21 protein-coding genes are annotated in these 18,119 nt (G+C 34.9%); 14 read left to right on the top strand and 7 right to left on the bottom strand.

The genetic code is table 11. The annotated features are described in order from the left end of the window. Positions 1-115: 115 nt before the first annotated feature. The 3 genes from K5S59_RS06580 to K5S59_RS06570 all read left to right on the top strand — a co-directional run bounded on the left by K5S59_RS06580 (position 116) and on the right by K5S59_RS06570 (position 2,272). Positions 116-559 carry a Dps family protein gene (locus K5S59_RS06580; protein WP_000105194.1) on the top strand — a complete coding sequence of 148 codons (444 nt, stop codon included), beginning with the start codon at positions 116-118 and terminating at the stop codon, positions 557-559. A 106-nt stretch (positions 560-665) separates the two neighbouring features. Beyond that, positions 666-1,121: a DUF3939 domain-containing protein gene (locus tag K5S59_RS06575; RefSeq protein WP_000488200.1), complete on the top strand. Its 456-nt coding sequence runs from the start codon at positions 666-668 to the stop codon at positions 1,119-1,121. 206 nt (positions 1,122-1,327) lie between these two features. Further along, on the top strand, positions 1,328-2,272 hold the full coding sequence (locus tag K5S59_RS06570; RefSeq protein ID WP_220784044.1) for an alpha/beta hydrolase: 945 nt from the start codon (positions 1,328-1,330) through the stop codon (positions 2,270-2,272). A 45-nt stretch (positions 2,273-2,317) separates the two neighbouring features. Here the strand turns inward: K5S59_RS06570 and K5S59_RS06565 are convergent, their stop codons facing one another. Together K5S59_RS06565 and K5S59_RS06560 are read right to left on the bottom strand one after the other, a co-directional pair. Then, positions 2,318-3,319 carry an LLM class flavin-dependent oxidoreductase gene (locus K5S59_RS06565; protein ID WP_000594047.1) on the bottom strand — a complete coding sequence of 334 codons (1,002 nt, stop codon included), beginning with the start codon at positions 3,317-3,319 and terminating at the stop codon, positions 2,318-2,320. Positions 3,320-3,424: 105 nt separating this feature from the next. Continuing rightward, entirely contained in the window at positions 3,425-3,616 is a 192-nt protein-coding gene (locus tag K5S59_RS06560; protein ID WP_000815499.1) for a DUF3896 family protein, read from the bottom strand. Positions 3,617-3,940: 324 nt separating this feature from the next. Between K5S59_RS06560 and K5S59_RS06555 the strand changes: the two genes are divergently transcribed. Together K5S59_RS06555 and K5S59_RS06550 are read left to right on the top strand one after the other, a co-directional pair. Then, entirely contained in the window at positions 3,941-5,404 is a 1,464-nt protein-coding gene (locus tag K5S59_RS06555; RefSeq protein ID WP_001168149.1) for a flavin monoamine oxidase family protein, read from the top strand. An 84-nt stretch (positions 5,405-5,488) separates the two neighbouring features. After that, positions 5,489-6,073 (top strand): GNAT family N-acetyltransferase, encoded by a 585-nt coding sequence (locus K5S59_RS06550; RefSeq protein ID WP_001068754.1) that lies wholly within the window; start codon positions 5,489-5,491, stop codon positions 6,071-6,073. 24 nt (positions 6,074-6,097) lie between these two features. Here the strand turns inward: K5S59_RS06550 and K5S59_RS06545 are convergent, their stop codons facing one another. Then, positions 6,098-7,000, bottom strand: coding sequence for an aldo/keto reductase (locus K5S59_RS06545; RefSeq protein WP_000442781.1), 903 nt, complete (start codon positions 6,998-7,000; stop codon positions 6,098-6,100). 166 nt (positions 7,001-7,166) lie between these two features. Here K5S59_RS06545 and K5S59_RS06540 point away from each other — a divergent pair, with 166 nt between their 5' ends. Further along, positions 7,167-8,117: a CobW family GTP-binding protein gene (locus tag K5S59_RS06540; RefSeq protein ID WP_000613441.1), complete on the top strand. Its 951-nt coding sequence runs from the start codon at positions 7,167-7,169 to the stop codon at positions 8,115-8,117. A 97-nt stretch (positions 8,118-8,214) separates the two neighbouring features. Here K5S59_RS06540 and K5S59_RS06535 read toward each other — a convergent pair whose 3' ends face one another. Further along, positions 8,215-8,685, bottom strand: coding sequence for a GNAT family N-acetyltransferase (locus K5S59_RS06535; RefSeq protein WP_000172418.1), 471 nt, complete (start codon positions 8,683-8,685; stop codon positions 8,215-8,217). A 134-nt stretch (positions 8,686-8,819) separates the two neighbouring features. Next, complete coding sequence (locus K5S59_RS06530) at positions 8,820-9,770, bottom strand: metal ABC transporter substrate-binding protein (RefSeq protein ID WP_120449875.1); 951 nt, start codon at positions 9,768-9,770, stop codon at positions 8,820-8,822. Positions 9,771-10,039: 269 nt separating this feature from the next. On the opposite strand from K5S59_RS06530, the gene K5S59_RS06525 reads away from it, so the two are divergent. Both K5S59_RS06525 and K5S59_RS06520 read left to right on the top strand, forming a co-directional pair. Beyond that, on the top strand, positions 10,040-10,189 hold the full coding sequence (locus tag K5S59_RS06525; RefSeq protein WP_000540924.1) for a hypothetical protein: 150 nt from the start codon (positions 10,040-10,042) through the stop codon (positions 10,187-10,189). 115 nt (positions 10,190-10,304) lie between these two features. After that, positions 10,305-10,964: an oxidoreductase gene (locus tag K5S59_RS06520; protein WP_097864419.1), complete on the top strand. Its 660-nt coding sequence runs from the start codon at positions 10,305-10,307 to the stop codon at positions 10,962-10,964. Between the two features lie 395 nt (positions 10,965-11,359). On the opposite strand, the gene namA is transcribed toward K5S59_RS06520, so the two are convergent. Beyond that, positions 11,360-12,397: an NADPH dehydrogenase NamA gene (gene namA / locus K5S59_RS06515; protein WP_000623959.1), complete on the bottom strand. Its 1,038-nt coding sequence runs from the start codon at positions 12,395-12,397 to the stop codon at positions 11,360-11,362. A gap of 134 nt (positions 12,398-12,531) precedes the next feature. On the opposite strand from namA, the gene K5S59_RS06510 reads away from it, so the two are divergent. The 6 genes from K5S59_RS06510 to K5S59_RS06485 all read left to right on the top strand — a co-directional run bounded on the left by K5S59_RS06510 (position 12,532) and on the right by K5S59_RS06485 (position 17,399). After that, positions 12,532-12,984: a methylated-DNA--[protein]-cysteine S-methyltransferase gene (locus K5S59_RS06510; RefSeq protein ID WP_000283891.1), complete on the top strand. Its 453-nt coding sequence runs from the start codon at positions 12,532-12,534 to the stop codon at positions 12,982-12,984. A gap of 7 nt (positions 12,985-12,991) precedes the next feature. After that, complete coding sequence (locus K5S59_RS06505; protein WP_080000108.1) at positions 12,992-14,005, top strand: DUF2628 domain-containing protein; 1,014 nt, start codon at positions 12,992-12,994, stop codon at positions 14,003-14,005. 76 nt (positions 14,006-14,081) lie between these two features. Further along, complete coding sequence (locus K5S59_RS06500) at positions 14,082-15,743, top strand: peptide ABC transporter substrate-binding protein (RefSeq protein ID WP_000824264.1); 1,662 nt, start codon at positions 14,082-14,084, stop codon at positions 15,741-15,743. A gap of 57 nt (positions 15,744-15,800) precedes the next feature. Continuing rightward, positions 15,801-16,217, top strand: coding sequence for a FosBx1 family fosfomycin resistance bacillithiol transferase (gene fosB, locus K5S59_RS06495; protein ID WP_000943776.1), 417 nt, complete (start codon positions 15,801-15,803; stop codon positions 16,215-16,217). Positions 16,218-16,229: 12 nt separating this feature from the next. Continuing rightward, positions 16,230-16,775 (top strand): short-chain dehydrogenase, encoded by a 546-nt coding sequence (locus tag K5S59_RS06490; RefSeq protein ID WP_000543151.1) that lies wholly within the window; start codon positions 16,230-16,232, stop codon positions 16,773-16,775. Between the two features lie 12 nt (positions 16,776-16,787). Next, complete coding sequence (locus K5S59_RS06485; protein WP_097889426.1) at positions 16,788-17,399, top strand: phosphoserine phosphatase 1; 612 nt, start codon at positions 16,788-16,790, stop codon at positions 17,397-17,399. A gap of 45 nt (positions 17,400-17,444) precedes the next feature. On the opposite strand, the gene exsB is transcribed toward K5S59_RS06485, so the two are convergent. Then, a complete protein-coding gene (exsB, locus tag K5S59_RS06480; RefSeq protein WP_000817496.1) occupies positions 17,445-18,023 on the bottom strand; it encodes an exosporium protein ExsB in 579 nt (192 codons plus the stop codon). Positions 18,024-18,119 lie beyond the last annotated feature (96 nt).

Below are 18,119 nucleotides of genomic sequence, written 5' to 3'. Positions count from 1 at the left end.
TGTTAAAACTTTGTTACATATGAGCCAATCGTTCCAAAGGGTAGGAAATGTATGGTAACATGTAACTAGGTTATTAAAAGATAAACATTATGAAATGATAAGAGGAGTGGATTGTATGAGTACGAAAACAAATGTTGTTGAAGTATTAAACAAGCAGGTAGCAAACTGGAATGTGTTATATGTGAAATTACATAATTATCACTGGTATGTGACAGGACCACACTTCTTTACATTACATGAGAAATTTGAAGAGTTTTACAATGAAGCTGGAACAAATATTGATGAATTAGCAGAACGTATTTTAGCGTTGGAAGGTAAACCGCTAGCGACAATGAAAGAATATCTTGCAACATCTAGTGTGAATGAAGGGACGAGCAAGGAGTCTGCAGAAGAAATGGTGCAAACATTAGTGAATGATTACTCTGCACTTATTCAAGAATTAAAAGAAGGTATGGAAGTTGCTGGTGAAGCTGGTGATGAAACATCAGCGGACATGCTATTAGCAATTCATACAACATTAGAACAACATGTATGGATGTTAAGTGCGTTCTTAAAATAAATATAAGTATATAAAGAAAAAAGTCATTGAAAAATTCTTTCAATGGCTTTTTTGTGATTTTTCAGTTTTCTTTTATGCTATAATATAGTAAAAAGGAGGCGATGCGATGTTTCGCTTTTTCAGAACTGGAAAAGAAGAGCGTGAAATAACGAAAGATGAATTAGAACAAGCGATGGCTAAGTTTCTAGAAAAGAATGCTAATATTGTTTATACAGTATTAGTAAATGATGATTATACAGTAAATTATGATTTGTTAAAGCCGTATTTACTTGCATTTCCAACAAATAGTTTTCTTATTACGAAGGAAACGCTTGAGGTATTTGAACATACAGAAGAAAATCTAAACCTAGTTAAAGAAATTGATATCGTACAAAAAGCAGTAGATCAATACGTAACAGAAAAAGAAATGTTTCCAATTGTTGAAGGTAGTGAAGATCGCCTTATATGTGGGATGAAATTAGGACCGTATTTAAATCGTATATTAAAAAGAAATTTATATATTTCAGAAAAACATTATTTAGTTTCAAGTAAACCAGACAGAAAAAAACAAAAGAGTGGATAGAAGTATGGAAAACAACAATAAATATATTGTTGTCTTTTTTTGTTTTTAAAAATATTGATTTTTCTAATTATTAAACTTTATACTAAACTTATTGGACGAAGAGGAATAATGATTAAGTACTGTTAGTATGAGCTATATACAGTGATTACAAAATGGTATAAAGGTTTGGGAAATAAATATTATAAAAGATTACGGGGGAATGGGGTATGAAAAATAGTATGACTTACATTCAATTATTAAATGAAACGTTACATTGTTACGCAAATAAAGGAAGTTTGGAAGCATACACTTATATAATGGAGCATGCGAAAGGCATAGTGGGGAATGAGGCGCAAATATATAATTTCAAATATGCACTAGCGAGTGCAGCAGGGCTTGAAGAAGAAGCGATGCATGTAATGAAGGAAGCCATAATAGAAAAGGGTTTTTGGTATGGAAATGAGTATTTAATTACGGACGACGATTTAAAACCACTACATATATTTGAAGAGTTTCATAAAATGGTTCAATTATGTAAAGAGAGAGAAGAATTAGCAAAGAAAACAGAACGAGCAGACGTGAAATTTATTGAAGGTAAGAAAAAAGAAAAACTATTTATTGCAATGCACGGAGATCAAGAAAATATAGCAATAGTAGAACCATATTGGAAATCTGTTTTGGATCAAGATTATACGTTGGCTTTACCACAGTCTTCGCAAATTCAGTTTTCAGATGGGTTTGTTTGGGATGATATACAAAGAGGGAAAGAAGAATTAAAAGAGCATTACGTTACGTTTATTGAAAATCATACAGTAGAAAGTGTAATAATGGGTGGTTTTTCTGCTGGCGCAAGAGTAGCTTTGTATACAATTTTACAAAAAGATATAGATGTAGATGGTTTTATTTTTGTGGCGCCGTGGCTTCCAGAGATTGAAGAATGGGATGAGTTATTGGGAGTGCTACAAGATAAAAATATAAAGGGGTATATAGTGTGCGGGGATCAAGATGAAGATTGTTTTGAATGTACACAGCAATTTGTTCAGTTATTAAAAGATAGACACATTGAACATACGTATAAAGTTGTACCTAACTTAAATCATGATTATCCTAATCATTTTGATGAGTTATTAAAAGAGGCTATTGAATATATAGAAAATGAAAACAATAAGTAGTAAGAAAGGGAGATGCATCGTAATTGATGGATCTCCCTTTTATCATTATAAATGAAAAGCATTTGCTAGTAAGCGATAAGAATTCAATTTATCTTCAAATCGATGAGTAATTGTAACAATCATAAATTCATCAGTATTGTACGCTTTGCTTAAGTTTACGATTTGTTCTTTCACAGAAGATGGATCCCCGACGATCATACGTTGACGATTTTCTTTTATACGGAATAAATCATAAGCGCTGTATGAATAATTTTGTGCAGTTTCGATAGAAGGAGTACCAGTTGTACGCTTTCCTTGTTCTAGTAATAAGATTGATAAATCTAAACTAGAAGCAATTTTTTCCGCCTCTTCATTTGTTTCTCCGCAAATAACAAAAATAGAGACGATTGATTTTGGTTTGTCTCCTAAATAGGAAGGTTGGAATTGTTCCTGATAAGCCTTCATTACTTCAGGGCCACCGTATCCGTTAATAAACTGTGCGAATGCAAAAGAAGCACCTTGTTTTGCAGCAATCATAGCACTCTCTCCACTAGAACCGAGCATCCACATCTCGGGAGATGTTGGAATGACAGGAGTAGCCTTTAAGTTTGCATAATGATGGTTTTCTGGTACTTGATCATGTAAGTACATTGCAACATCTGCAATTTGTTCTGGATATTGATCCAGTGAGACCATTTTTCCTTCTTGTAGTGCGCGAGTTGCAATTGGCATACCGCCAGGTGCTCTGCCGACACCAAGGTCAATACGATTTGGATAAAGAGCTTCTAAAACGCGGAAATTCTCAGCAACTTTATACGGGCTATAGTGCGGTAACATAACACCACCTGAACCAACTCTCATACGATCCGTTTTTGCAGCAATATGAGAAATAAGTATTTCAGGACTTGAACCAGCAAGGCTGACGGAATTATGATGCTCAGATACCCAAAAACGTGTGAATCCTAGTTTTTCAACTTCTTGTGCAAGTGTAACTGTATGAGAAAAAGCTTGTGCTGCTGTACTACCATCTGAAATAGGTGATTGGTCTAATACACTTAATTTGATCATAGAATATACCTCTCAATCTTAATGTACATCCTATTATATATTTACTTACGAAAAATGCGTAATAAAATGCTCAAAATAAGAAGTGGATACATCCTATATCTACTTCTAACGAGAAAAGCCCCGTTCATAATGATTCATTTCGACTAAGTCTAAAATATATTCATAGTTATCAATCTCAAGATTTAATTGTTCACGCTCTTTTTTAGATAGATGCATACTACTAAGTTTGTTGCATAGTTGTTGTTTCTTTCCTTCTAAATACTTCTTTGTATCGTGGTAATCGTAAGTTTGTTTCATTTTCAACCACGCCTTTTTTGCTGTTGCTATATTATACGAAGCGTGAAGATATGTGGGAGCTATCTCTTATGTACTTTTAGTGAATATTCCACTTGCTATGTTGTTATGTTTATAGGAATTTATGAATAAAATGCACTAAACCACTAGTGCCCATTTTATCCCGCATTAACGGGCAGTAAAACTCCCACCTCAAAATTCGGCTGGAGCAAAGAAGATAGGTGGGAGATTAACTGCCCATAAAAGCCCGATTGGTTCAACTATAATCAGTGGGGGAAGAACTCCCCACTAATTATAGTTTCACTTTATGAAGTAAGGGGTGGAATTGTGCAGAAAGATATAATGTATAACACTGAGATGGATGAAGTGTTGAAAATTATAAATAAAGGATTAAAGAAGACGACGCGCCCGAAGCAAATTATTGTAGTAGGCGCAGGCATGGCTGGATTAGTTTCGGCATCTTTATTAAAAGCTGCAGGACATGAAGTAAAGATTTTTGAAGCAAACAACCGTGTAGGTGGCCGTATAGAGACGGTTAGAATGGAAGATACCGGATTATATTTGGATGTAGGGGCAATGAGAATTCCATATTCGCACACATTAACGATGGCGTATATAAGAAAATTCGGGCTACAGGTAAGCCCTTTCATTAATAGGAATGAGACGGATATTATTTACGTAAATGGCCGGAAAACGACATTAAAACAATATGAAAAAGACCCAAGTATATTAAAGTATCCTGTAGAAATGAATGAAGTCGGGAAAACGTCTGAGGAGCTATTATTGTTAGCGGTACAGCCAATTATAAATTTTATAAAAAAGAACCCAGAGAAAAATTGGGATATAGTAGTAAAGGATTTTGGAAGATACTCTACAGGACAATTTTTAAAGTATCATCCTTATCAATATAATACTTACTTTTCACCAGTAACAATTGAGATGATTGGTGTTCTATTAGATTTAGAAGGTTTTTTGGAAAGGTCATTTGTAGAAACGTTACGTTTTTTATATATTATGCAAGAGGAGAGTGGATTTTGTGAAATAGTAGGAGGAAATGATAGATTACCAAAGTCCTTTTTACCAAAATTAGAAGAAAATATTATATATAATCAAAAATTAATGAAGCTACATCAGCACGATAACGGTGTGACAGCTTTTTATCGAAACGAGCAAACTTTTGAATATAGTAGTATTACAGGGGATTTAGTTATTATTACAATTCCATTTTCGACAATGCGTTTTGTGGAAGTAGATCCATTTGATTCTATATCTCATGAAAAATGGAAAGCAATTCGTGAATTGCATTATATGCCAGCAACGAAAATAGGAATGCAATTTAAAAGTCGATTTTGGGAAGAACAAGGACAGTTAGGTGGGAGAATTATAACGGATTTGCCAATTCGTTATGCCTATTATCCAAGTCACGGAATTGGAGAGAAAGGACCTGCTATGATGTTAGGCAGCTATACATGGTCTTATGATGCGTTGCTATGGGATGGGTTATCAAAAGGTGATCGTATTTATTACACACTACAAAATTTAGCGACCATATTAGGCGGTCAAGTATATGATGAGTTCATGTCTGGCATATCAAAAAGTTGGACATTGGATCCATATGCACTTGGAGGATTTGCGCTATTTCAGGCAGGTCAAGAATCTGAGCTACAACCAGCGATTATAAAACCAGAGGGGAGATTATACTTTGCAGGTGATCATACAACGTTATATCACGGATGGATACAAGGTGCAATTGAATCTGGTGTGCGTGTAGCGGTAGAGGTAAATGAATAAAAGGTTTAAAATTCAGAAATTTATTTACTGTGTAACTTGAGATGGATATTATTATATATAAAAGAAATATGGGGAGTGTTGAAAGTGAATCCGTTATTATTTGATTTTCCTTCTGAATTTTATACTGATAGGCTAATTATTCGAATGCCAAAACCAGGTGACGGTAAAGTTGTATACGATGCAATTCAAGCTTCTATGAAAGAATTAAAACCATGGATGGTTTTTGCACAAAAAGAGCAAACAGAGGAAGAAGTAGAAGTGAGTATTAGAAAATCGCATATTCAATTTTTGCAGCGTGAGGATTTAAGATTACTAGTTTTTTCGAAAGAAACAGGTGAATTTATTGCATCAGCTGGATTACATCGTATTAATTGGGATATACCTCAATTTGAAATTGGGTATTGGATCGATTCGAGATTTAGTGGAAAGGGTTATATGGTAGAGGCTGCAAAAGGTATAATGGAGTTCGCTTTCACTGAACTGAAAGCAAACCGCGTAGAAATTCGATGCGATTCTTTAAATAAGAAGAGTAGAGCGATACCTGAGAAATTAGGCTTTAAGTTAGAAGGTACGTTAGAAAGTGCGAGTGTTGCAGTAGATGGAAATGGATTAAGGGATATGTGTGTATTTGCCATGACTAGAAATACATATGAAAAAGAAGAGCTGTAAAGAAATAGCTCTTCTTTTTCTGTATTATGGTACAGGATGTCCATTAGAGCTTTCGAAAATTGTAAACCATTGTTGACGATCTAAATTAACTTTCGTAGCAAGAGCGGCTGTTTTAACACGATCTAATTTACCAGATCCAACGATTGGCATCATGTTAGCTGGATGAGCAAGCAACCATGCATACATAACTGTATCGATGCTAGTAACACCTAGTTCAGTAGCAACCTTCTGTAAAGTTTCACGTACACGTACGGCACGTTGTGATTGACCAGTAAAGATTTCTCCGCCAGCAAGAGGCGACCAAATCATAGGATTGATTCGTTTTTCTTGGCATAAATCAATTGTTCCTTTTTCGAAATGCTCAAGATGCATCGCAGATACTTCAATTTGATTTGTAAGGAGCGGGAAATCTAAATAGGAACTTAACATATTAAACTGTGAAGGTAAAAAGTTAGATACACCGAAGTGGCGGACTTTGCCTTCTTGTCTTAAGCGCGAGAACGCTTCTGCTACTTCATTTGGATCCATAAATGGATCAGGGCGATGAATGAGCAATACATCAATATAATCTGTATGTAAGTTTTGTAATGAGTCTTCCGCGCTTTTTATTATATGTTCAGCACTCGTATTGTAGTGAGCAACATATCGCTCTGGAAATTTCGGCGATGGGGGAGCGATTCCACATTTTGTGACAATTTGCATGTCTTCGCGTAAGGAAGGCTTGAGTTGTAACGCTTCTCCAAATAATCCTTCACACGTATAGCCGCCATAAATATCAGCGTGATCGAAAGTAGTAATTCCCATCTCCATACAAGCTTCAATGAAAGAAAGTAAATCTTGCTTTGTCATATTCCATTCTGCTAAACGCCAAAAACCTTGAATAATACGAGAAAATTCTAGCGTTTCAGCCATTTGAACTCGTTCCATTATAAGTACCCCCCTGATGAATGAATGTTTTTTTTGAAAAGGCTTTCTTACTATGTATTATTATATAGTTACAGTGTCTTACATACAATAAATATGTTTTGCTACAAAAACGATTTTCTCTATATGCTATAATGTAGAAACATATAGCTATAAGGAGATGTAGGGAATGATTCCAGTAACAATATTAACTGGTTTTCTTGGATCAGGGAAAACGACATTATTAAATCGCATTTTATCAGAGAATCACGGTCAGAAATTAGCAGTGATTGTAAATGAAATAGGGCAAATTGGTATTGATAATCAGTTGATTATGAATGTCGAAGAAGAGATTATGGAGATGACGAATGGGTGTTTATGTTGTACTGTACGTGAAGATTTACTCGTCGCTTTAAAACAATTACTGGACGTAAAAGCAGAAGGGAAAATGGATTTTGATGGATTAGTAATTGAAACGACTGGTCTTGCAAATCCAGGTCCGATTATTCAAACATTCTTTTTAGATCCTGTTATTCAATCTGCATACCAAATTAACGGTGTTGTAACAGTAGTAGATAGTTATCATATACATAAACATTTTGAAAAAGGACTAGAAGCAAAGGAACAAATTGCATTTGCTGATGTCGTTTTAGTAAATAAATTAGATTTAGTGGATGAAAGTGAAAAGGAAAATCTCTTGCAGGAACTGCAAGGTATTAACCCAACTGCAAAGTTAATCGAGGCGACTAACTGTGATGTAGATATTCAATCGTTACTTCAAATTCAGACATTTAAAACGAAAGATACGTTACAAATTTATCCTCATACAGAGCATAATCATCTAGAAGGTGTAAAATCGTTTGTACTACGTGAAGAACGTCCGTTAGATTTACAAAAGCTAAATGAATGGATGTCAGCTGTCGTTCAAGAACTAGGTGAATATTTATATCGCTACAAAGGAATATTATCGATTGATGGAGTAGATAAACGTATCGTTTTCCAAGGTGTGCATACACTGTTTGCTGCATCATACGATAGAGAGTGGCAAGAGGGCGAAGAACGAGTAAGTGAAGTCGTGTTTATCGGAAAAGATATTAATAAAGAATGGTTCCAAGAACATTTTGAGGAGTGTGTGAAATAAGTCTGCATATATTGCAGGCTTATTTTTTGGAATTAACTAAGTACTCTATGGAAAAATGCTAGATTGCAAAAAACGAAGGGTAATAAAAAGCCCGTTTTCACAGGCTTGTATGTTCATCTAATAGTAACTCCATTACAACACCTACAACTGGGCCTTCGTCATCAATATCGCCATTTAAGCGGAAGCCAAATGACTCGTATAATCCCATTGCGAGTTTGTTGTCTGGATGTAAACTTAAATAAATTATTTTACATTCAAATTTATCTTGTAAGAATTGAATGAGTATGCGAAGGAAACGTTTTGCGTATCCTTTTCCTTGATATTGCTCGTCAATCATAAAGCGATCTAACCATACGCTTTTACGTTTTTCCCAATACCATCCGTACATTGCATATCCTACAAGTGTTTCTCCATCGTATAACCCTACTGACGTTCCGTTTCCCTCAAATAATGATTCTGCTAGAGAAAACGCATTGCTTTCAATAAATTGCTGCTGGTCTTTTGCGACGTTTAAAGCAGCTACCGAACGCCAATTTTTTTCTGTTACTTCACAAATGTGAAGAGTCATAATTCCAACTCACCTTCTAAATTAATATAGCTTAAAAGCTAATATGGATAATTTTACTTGTTATTTTGGTCAAGTCAAGTAAGGAAAAATAAAAAAGAAGCTGCATGACATATGCAGCTTCTTTAAAAAAATGATTAGTTAGTAGCTTCTTTCAATGTGTTTACGTTTTCTTCCATTAAAGTGAAGTAATCTTTATTGCTCTTCGCATCATCTTCAGAAATAGTAGCAAGATGATTTAAGCGTAAAATTTTTGTACCCGTTTCTTTTTGAATGACAGATGCTACTTTTGGAGTAGAGAAAGTTTCAAATAAAATATATTGTAGATTATGTTCTTTTACTGTTTTTGTAATGTCAGCAAGCTGTTTTTGAGATGGTTCATCAGAAGCTGAAATACCCGCGATAGCAATTTGTTTTAGGCCATAGCGTTGTTCCCAGTAACCATAAGCCGCATGAGAAACTAAAATATCTTTCGTTTTTGCATTCGTAACAGCTGCTTTAAATTGATCATCTAAATCAGTGAATTTTGTTTGAAGTGCTGCGAAGTTTTTTTCGAACTCTTGTTTATGGTCAGGTTGTAATTCTACAAGTGCATTTTTAATTTTTTCTGCCTGTTTCATTGCTAAAGTAGGATCTAACCAAATGTGCGGGTCTTTATCGTGATGATGTTCATCCTCTTTATGGCCGTCTCCGTGATCGTGATGCTCGTCTTCTGTAGAAGTACGCAGTTCAATACCTTTTGATGCATTTACAATTTTAACATTTTCTTTTTGCAATGCTTTTTCCATTTTTTCAGCAAATGGTTCTAATTCAGCACCGTTATAAACGAATAAATCGGCTTTTGCAACTTGTACGGTTTGTTTTTGACTTGGTTCAAATGTATGAGAATCTGCACCAGGCGGGTAAATCGCTTCAACAGTTACATAGTCGCCACCAATTTTTTTTGCGAAATCAGCAAGAGGAAAAATAGTTGTATAAACAGTTAGTTTTCCATCTTTCTTGGCCTTACCTTCTTTTTTATTTGAGCAGCCAGTAAAAATTAAAGTGAAAATAAGTAAGAATGAAAATATAGTCAATCTTTTAGGCATGAAGTTCTCCTCTTTTCTTTTTTTACGGATATATTTTCCCCAATTATAGAAGAAAAATATCATTTTAATACAAAACGGAATAATTACGTTTTAGTTTGCGAACTTAGTATAATACATCTTTTATAAAGTTGCAATAAATAATAATCATTCCGATTTGATTTTGTTATAAAGTTGTCAAATATAGATGTGTTATTTTTGCGAATACATGCATATGTGACAACGCTGTGTTCATATATATATGAAAGGAGGGTGTAGAGGGGGATGAGTGTTTGGGTTACTTAATGGAAGCTATTTTATTGATATTAGCGGTAGTATTCCCATTAGCCTTAGTCTTAATTTTTTTAAGAAGATTAATAAGTAATTTAGGAGATGCATCAACAGTCACAAAATTACGAGAGAAAGATGAGAAAAAAGAGTGAGTAAAGCACTATGCGTACGCATAGTGCTTTACTTGTGGTAAAATGAGAGAAGGAAACTCCTAAAAGTTGTATTTTACTGAAGGAGAGAAAAGTAAAATAAGAGGTATATGCATATATGAATAAGCGAACAGCGTTAGTACTTGGTGCAAGTGGTTTAGTTGGACAAGAGATAACGCGTCTATTACTTGAATCAGATTACTACGATTCGGTTACTATTTTTGTAAGAGAACCAATGCAATGGCAACATGAAAAATTACAGCAAAAGCAAGTAGATTTTTCGATGTTAGAGGAATATAAAGAATTTTTCGCTGTAGATGACGTATTTAGTTGCCTAGGAACAACAATCAAAAAAGCAAAAACAAAGGCAAATTTCAAAAAGGTAGATTATGAATATACGTTACGAGCTGCTTGTTTAGCTGAAAAACAAGGGGTGCAAAATTTCCTAGTTGTGTCCTCGATGGGAGCAAATCCTAAATCGTTTTTCTTTTATTCGCAAGTGAAAGGGAAAATGGAAGAGGAATTACAAAAATTAGTGATTGGTGGTATTCACATTTTTAGGCCGTCTTTATTAGTAGGAAATCGACAAGAATTTCGTTTTGGTGAACGAATGGCTGAGAAGTTATCTCGTATGATTCCATTTATATTTAAAGGGGCTTTCAAAAAGTATAAACCAATTTCAGCGAAAGATGTGGCGAAAGGGATGTATATCACTGCATTGCGAGAAGAAACTGGTATCTATTTTTATAACTCAAATGAAATTACAACGATAGAATAACAAACGAATTTAAAACAGTATAATATTATAATAAAAAAACAATTTTCTACTTAATTTGAGAAATTTTTTTTTGTTAGTTCAGTTGTGATCCACATTATGGAATGTGGATCACAACCTTGTCGCATATTTAGAGTGTGACTGTGCTTGTTTTGTTCATTGAATTTTATTTGTATTATATAACGTTATTTAAATGTAATGCTAAACGTAGTTAGAATAAGGAGATAAAAAAATAGGCGTATCAAGCAAAATGTCGATACACCTTAAAATGATATTATAAAATAACAAATATAGTCTTGTAGTATACTTTTAATTTCTCTGTAAGTAGTCGTACATAATATTCTTGGTTTTATCCCGCTTTAAAGGTCCGATTGGTGAGGGCTGATTAAAGTTTCACTTTATTTATTCGTATGGATTTTCCCTGGTGCTCGCTTGTATTGGTACGGTTCTTGTAACTCAAAGCCAAGTTCGTTGGCGGCTATTCTTGGGAAGTAAGGATTGCGAAGTAACTCACGTCCGATAAAAATTAAATCTGCTTCGTTATTATTTAAAATTTGTTCTGCCTGTGCCCCGGTCGTAATTAATCCAACAGCACCAGTTGCAATGTTAGCATGCTCTTTAATATGTTTCGCGTATTGTACTTGATACCCGGGATATACATCGATGTGTGCTGGTACAACAGCCCCAGAACTACAGTCGATTACATCTACCCCTTGTTCTTTCATCCATTTTGTATACTGAACGTAATCTTGAACCGTTAACCCATCAGGATGATAGTCATTTGCTGAAATACGAACGAATAACGGTCCGTTCCAAACTTCATTTATAGAGTCAATAATTTCACGTAAGAAACGATAGCGATTTTTACGTGAGCCCCCATATTCATCAGTCCGCTTATTAGAAAGTGGAGAAAGAAATTCATTAATAAGATAACCGTGAGCGCCGTGTATTTCAATAATATCAAATCCAGCTTGTTTTGATCGTATTGTAGCTTGCTGAAAAGCTAATATGGTATTTTTTATTTGCTGTATATTCATTTCTACTGGTATTTTCATTGTTTCATTAAACGGAATTGCTGATGGAGCAAGAGCATCCGTTTCTAATTCTGCTTTTCTTCCGGCGTGAGCGAGTTGAATGGCAGCTTTTGCACCGTTATCATGTATAAAAGTTGTCGTTTTATGTAAGCCTTCAATTAGGCTATCATCCCATATACCTAAGTCTTTTTTAGAAATTCTTCCTTCAGGTAACACGGCTGTCGCTTCAATCATAACTAAACCAACTTGACCGGCAGCTCTTGTTCCGTAATGAATGAGATGGAAATTAGTTACTTGACCATCCTCGTTTTCTGATGAATACATGCACATAGGTGACATAACGATACGGTTTTTTAATGTAACGTTCTTAATTGTATAAGATGAAAAAAGTTTGGAAATCATCCAACAGCCTCCTAGATTGAATTTTCTTACATTGTATCATTCTCTTTTTTGTTTTCCCTAATAAAACGCTTATACGAAAAATTTTGTCTATTCGTGTTACAATAATTAATATGAATTGAATTGGAGGATGACATATGTACCAGGCTTATTATGAAAGTGAATTAGGTTTGCTGGAAATTACAGCGAACGATAAAGGAATTACGTCTGTTATATTTGTTGATGAGAGACAAGAAGAACATAAAAATGAAACGATAGTTCAATGTATAAATGAGTTAGATGAATATTTTAAGGGGAAAAGAAAAGAGTTTACGGTCCCGCTGTCTGCTGAGGGAACATCATTTCAAAAAAATGTATGGGATGCGCTCTATACTATTCCTTATGGTGTAAGTGCTTCATATTTAGATATTGCAGAGAAGGTTGGAAATACGAAAGCTGTACGAGCGATAGGAGGAGCAAATAGTCGTAATCCAATTTCAATTATCGTTCCGTGTCATCGTGTAATAGGAAAGAGTGGGAAGCTTGTTGGGTATGCGGGTGGTTTATGGAGGAAAGAGTGGCTATTAAAACACGAAGGTATTTTGAAATGACGTATGGATGGGAAGAGGGATTGTTTTGAAATGTATAAATTGTGGGCAACTTTGCGAGGAAGATCAGTTGAATTGTGAAAGTTGCCAGCGGACCTTGCATAATGAACAAGGTGAAGGATGCTCGCAAATAGACAAGGAATTAGAAGTATATGTAGGGAGACAATATCCGAATTACAAACGGAAATGGGAGCTTGAGGAAAAGCGGATTGCTAGGTGGAGCTGGAATGGTTGGGCAGCTATTTTTAATGTAGGTTGGCTTGGATATCGTAAGTATTATTTGCCTGCAGCTTTATTTATATTGTTATTATTAGCATGCGATGCGTTTTCTTATTATATGGGATTCAACGTAGCACTGCCGATCATTAATATGGTGCCTCTTACGTTTTTGTTACTCGTTTTTATTTTATTTGGAATGGCTATTTTTGCGAATGGATTATATTATCAATTTGCAGAAAGACGTATATATCGAATAAAAGCACGAGAAATTCAAGATGAATCGGTTGAGAAGTATCTCATCTGTGATAGTGGTGGAACGAGTAAAATGGGAGCAACCATCGTTACGATTTTAGCGGTTGCTAGTATCTTTTTCAGCCATTTCTTTTTCCCGACTGATCGAGATATTATACAAAAGGTTCGTGCAGGCTCACTATATGAATATCCGTTCTTTTCCATTGGTGAATCGTTTGAAAATTATTTTAGAAATCCAGGTTGGGTATATTATCGTGGCACAGAGGGATTAGAATTGGTAGAGTTCCAAGGAGAAAGTCCTGATATGCCAAGGAAAAAGGTGAAAATCCAATTTGTTGTTGATTATAAATTGGGCGAGATTGAGCCGTACTCATTGACGATTAATGGCGAATCCAAAAATGAGGAAGAGTTTTTGAAGATAATGGACGAAATATTTAAAGTTCAAAATCCATTTGACATAGAGGATGGATTACAAGTAAAAGGAATAGAAAAAGAAGCGGATAGAAAGGCGTTCTATCCGCTTCTTTTTTTACTGTACAAAAATAATATTTGAAATAATCTGAATCTTTTGTATAATAATATGTATTATGCTAGCTTTCATTTATACATATAGATTGGGGGAAGGAAGAATGAAGAGAAAGACAACAACAATTGCTGCACTTGCGTTAACGACGAGTGTATTGGTTGCAGGATGTGGGAATGGTGAGAAGGCTTCGACAACGAAGAAAGAATCGAATAAGGAAATGGCAGATAAACAAGTTTTAAATTTGCTAGAAACAGCTGAAATTCCTTCAATGGATACATCTAAATCAACGGATTCTGTATCTTTCCGTGTATTTGTAAATGCAATGGAAGGTTTATATCGTCTAGATAAAGATAATAAACCAACACCAGGCATGGCAAAAGATGTGAAGATTAGTGAAGATAAAAAGACATATACATTTGAATTACGTGATGCGAAATGGTCAAATGGTGATCCAGTTCGAGCACAAGATTTTGTATATGCATGGCAACGTACATTAGATAAAGCAATAGCGGCAGAATATGCATTCATTTTATTTGATGTGAAAAATGCACAGAAAGTAAATAAAGGAGAATTACCATCAGATCAATTGGGTGTTAAAGCGAAAGATGATAAAACGTTGGTAGTAGAATTAGAGCAACCAGCACCTTATTTTCTTGAGCTTACGTCGTTCCCTACATTTTTCCCATTAAATGAAAAATATGTGAAAGAGCAAGGAGATAAATACGGATTAGAAGCAGATAAATTATTATATAATGGACCATTTACGATGAGTGAATGGAAACATGAACGAAGTTATCAGCTAAAGAAAAACCCTAATTATTGGGATAAAGATACTGTGAAGTTAGAAGAAATTAATGTAAATATTGTGAAGGAAACGAGCACAGGAGTAAATTTATATGATAGTGATCAAGCGGATCGAGTTATTTTAAGTTCTGAATTCGTTGATAAATATAAAAAGAATAAGCCAGATGAATTTAAAACGAAGTTAGATCCACGTATGTATTTCTTACGTTTTAACCAAAAAAATGCAACGTTTAAAAATCAAAAAGTTCGTGAAGCAATTGATTTGGCATACGATAAAAAAGGAATTGCTGATGTCATTTTAAATGACGGTTCTTTGCCAGCATATTTCTTAGTACCTGAAAAATTCACGACAGGTCCGGATGGAAAAGACTTCCGCTCTGTAAATAAAAACTTCCGTGATAGTAAAGATAACGCAGCGAAAGCAAAAAAATTATGGGAAGAAGCGAAGAAAGAGCTTGGTCAAGATACAATTACGGTTGAATTACTAAATGATGATAATGGTAGCCGTAAAAAAGTAGGCGACTTTATTAAAGAAGAATTAGAGAAAAACTTACCTGGTATTAAAGTGAATTTGAAACAGCAACCATACAAGCAGAAGCTAGATTTAGAAAAGAAATTCGAATATGAATTCTCATTATCTGCATGGAGCCCTGACTATCCAGATCCAATGACTTATATTGATATGTTTGTTACTGGAAGCTCATTTAATGAAATGGATTATTCTAATCCGAAGTATGATGATTTAGTAGCGAAATCAAAAGGAGAGCTATTAAAAGATGATAAAGCACGCTGGGATGCACTTGCGGAAGCTGAAAAAATCTTAATTGGTCAAGATGCAGCAATTTCTCCTACGTATCAACAAAGCACAGCTTATTTAGAGAAGCCGTTTGTAAAAGGTATCGCGAATCATACGTTTGGCGGGGACTTCAGTTATAAATGGGCATATATTACAAAAAAATAGTACAATAAAAGGTGAGTGAATTTTTGCTCATCTTTTTTGTATAAGGAGGAATTATAGTTGTTAAGGGGAATCAATCATATTTGTTTTTCGGTATCTAATTTAGAAAACTCTATTATGTTTTATGAAAAAGTATTAGGGGGAGAATTATTAGTTAAAGGGAGAAAATTGGCATATTTTAACATATGTGGAGTATGGATAGCACTTAATGAAGAAACACATATTCCGAGAAATGAGATTCATCAATCTTATACGCATATTGCGTTTTCTGTTGAACAGAAAGACTTTGAACGTCTACTGCAACGATTAGAAGAAAACGATGTTCATATTTTACAAGGAAGAGAACGGGATGTAAGAGATTGTGAGTCTATATATTTTGTTGATCCTGATGGACATAAGTTTGAGTTTCATTCAGGGACATTGCAAGACCGAATTAATTATTATAGGGAAGATAAACCTCATATGACATTTTACTAAGGGGGAAAGAAGTTGCATGCGTTAGTAATTGGTGGAACGGGAATGCTAAAGAGGGTGTCTATGTGGCTTTGTGAGCAAGGGTTTCATGTTTCTATTATTGGAAGAGATGAAGTGAAATTAGAAAATGTTAAACGGGAGAGTACCACACCTGAAAGTATCACATGCCTTCCGTTAGATTATCATCATGATGACGATGTAAAGTTAGCTATTAAAAACACAATTGAGAGGAATGGCCCAATAACATTGGTTGTCGCATGGATACACGCAAGTGCAAAGGATGCATTATCACTCATTTGTAGAGAATTAGACTTGTCGTCTGAAACATACAACGTTTTTCATATTTTAGGCAGTAAAGCGTCGAGAATAGCCGCACAAAAAATAGGCGGTACGCGATGTAGCTATCATAGAATAATATTAGGTTTTATATTAGAAGATACATACGGAAGATGGCTTACCCATGAAGAAATATCGGATGGAGTAATAAAAGGAATTGAAAGTAAATGTGATGAATGGATTGTAGGACGAGTAGAACCGTGGGAATTGCGGCCGACATGGTAAGGGGGAATTGAAGTGAAGACAACGGTATATGTAACAAGGCATGGTGAAACGGAATGGAATGTAGAGAAACGAATGCAAGGCCGGAAAAATTCTGCTTTAACTGAAAATGGTATGTTACAAGCTAAGCAATTAGGAGATCGAATGAAAGATTTATCTATCGATGCGATCTATAGTAGTCCGAGTGAAAGAACCCTTCATACTGCAGAGTTAATAAAGGGCGAACGTGATATACCGATAATCGCGGATGAGCATTTCTATGAAATTAACATGGGTATATGGGAAGGACAGACAGTCGATGATATAGAAAGGCAGTACCCAGACGAAATACAGTTATTTTGGTATGAGCCACATCTTTTCCAGTCAACATCGGGAGAAAATTTTGAGGCTGTTCATAAAAGGGTAATGGATGGGATACAACTTCTTTTAGAAAAGCATAAAGGAGAAAGTATATTAATTGTTTCCCATGCGGCAGCGGCAAAACTACTTGTAGGACATTTTGCGGGTATTGAAATAGAAAATGTATGGGATGATCCATTTATGCATAGTGCTAGTCTAAGTATAATAGAATTTGAAGAAGGGAAAGGTGAAGTGAAGCAATTTGCAGATATAAGTCATTTTCAATAAATGTAAAAAAGGCCGCAAAACGGCCTTTTTTGGTTGGTATAAAAACTAGCAATTACGTTTTTTATACCAGAAGTGATCGAATTTCTTATTTTTGCAAGATGGGAATTTATGTCCGCCTTTGCAATCGTCCCACTTGTGTCCGCCATCGTGACAGTCTTTACCATGATCCCATGAATCATCGCAAGAGTGACCGTGTCTGTTAGGGAAGAATTCGCATTTTTTACAGAAACTTCGTTTTGTCCAGAAAAATTTCTTTTCAAAGCGTATGCATTTTGTAACGAAAGTACAATGTTTTCTGCGAGTACGTTTTGTAACTAAAACGCATTCTTTTCTACGAGTCACTTTCGTAACGAATGTCCATTTTTGAACGCGCACACGAGTACATTTTGTAACAAATGTCCATTTTTTTACGTGCGTACATTTTGTAACGAAAGTACAATGTTTCACGCGAGTACATCTTGTTCTTGGACATTTACCCCCAGTTGTACATTTACAACCTGTTGTACATCGATGATGAGAGAATTTATCATCATCGCACTCAAAGGTACTTGGATCTTGGTGTAAGAAATCCTCCATCCCAGCACTTTTGATTTCTTCAACAGCTTTTCTAATATCACGTTTCATAGAAATCCTCCTTATCATGTATTCAGGTGAAAAGGTATTCTTTTTCCTTAACATGATATGAGATATGACGTCTTTCTGAACAAGACAAGAGTGTAA

It is taken from the genome of Bacillus sp. BML-BC051 (genome assembly GCF_019656175.1).
GTDB classification, from domain to species: domain Bacteria; phylum Bacillota; class Bacilli; order Bacillales; family Bacillaceae_G; genus Bacillus_A; species Bacillus_A mobilis.
The sequence above is the reverse complement of the archived record's forward strand: the minus strand, read 5'-3'. Positions and strand labels throughout refer to the sequence as shown.

Bases quoted from the DNA above. Each gene is read 5' to 3' on its own strand.
- K5S59_RS06580 (WP_000105194.1), top strand. From the start codon at position 116: ATGAGTACGAAAACAAATGTTGTTGAAGTATTAAACAAGCAGGTAGCA.
- K5S59_RS06575 (WP_000488200.1), top strand. From the start codon at position 666: ATGTTTCGCTTTTTCAGAACTGGAAAAGAAGAGCGTGAAATAACGAAA.
- K5S59_RS06570 (WP_220784044.1), top strand. From the start codon at position 1,328: ATGAAAAATAGTATGACTTACATTCAATTATTAAATGAAACGTTACAT.
- K5S59_RS06565 (WP_000594047.1), bottom strand. From the start codon at position 3,319: ATGATCAAATTAAGTGTATTAGACCAATCACCTATTTCAGATGGTAGT.
- K5S59_RS06560 (WP_000815499.1), bottom strand. From the start codon at position 3,616: ATGAAACAAACTTACGATTACCACGATACAAAGAAGTATTTAGAAGGA.
- K5S59_RS06545 (WP_000442781.1), bottom strand. From the start codon at position 7,000: ATGGAACGAGTTCAAATGGCTGAAACGCTAGAATTTTCTCGTATTATT.
- K5S59_RS06540 (WP_000613441.1), top strand. From the start codon at position 7,167: ATGATTCCAGTAACAATATTAACTGGTTTTCTTGGATCAGGGAAAACG.
- K5S59_RS06535 (WP_000172418.1), bottom strand. From the start codon at position 8,685: ATGACTCTTCACATTTGTGAAGTAACAGAAAAAAATTGGCGTTCGGTA.
- K5S59_RS06530 (WP_120449875.1), bottom strand. From the start codon at position 9,770: ATGCCTAAAAGATTGACTATATTTTCATTCTTACTTATTTTCACTTTA.
- K5S59_RS06520 (WP_097864419.1), top strand. From the start codon at position 10,305: ATGAATAAGCGAACAGCGTTAGTACTTGGTGCAAGTGGTTTAGTTGGA.
- namA (WP_000623959.1), bottom strand. From the start codon at position 12,397: ATGATTTCCAAACTTTTTTCATCTTATACAATTAAGAACGTTACATTA.
- K5S59_RS06510 (WP_000283891.1), top strand. From the start codon at position 12,532: ATGTACCAGGCTTATTATGAAAGTGAATTAGGTTTGCTGGAAATTACA.
- K5S59_RS06505 (WP_080000108.1), top strand. From the start codon at position 12,992: ATGGGAAGAGGGATTGTTTTGAAATGTATAAATTGTGGGCAACTTTGC.
- K5S59_RS06500 (WP_000824264.1), top strand. From the start codon at position 14,082: ATGAAGAGAAAGACAACAACAATTGCTGCACTTGCGTTAACGACGAGT.
- exsB (WP_000817496.1), bottom strand. From the start codon at position 18,023: ATGAAACGTGATATTAGAAAAGCTGTTGAAGAAATCAAAAGTGCTGGG.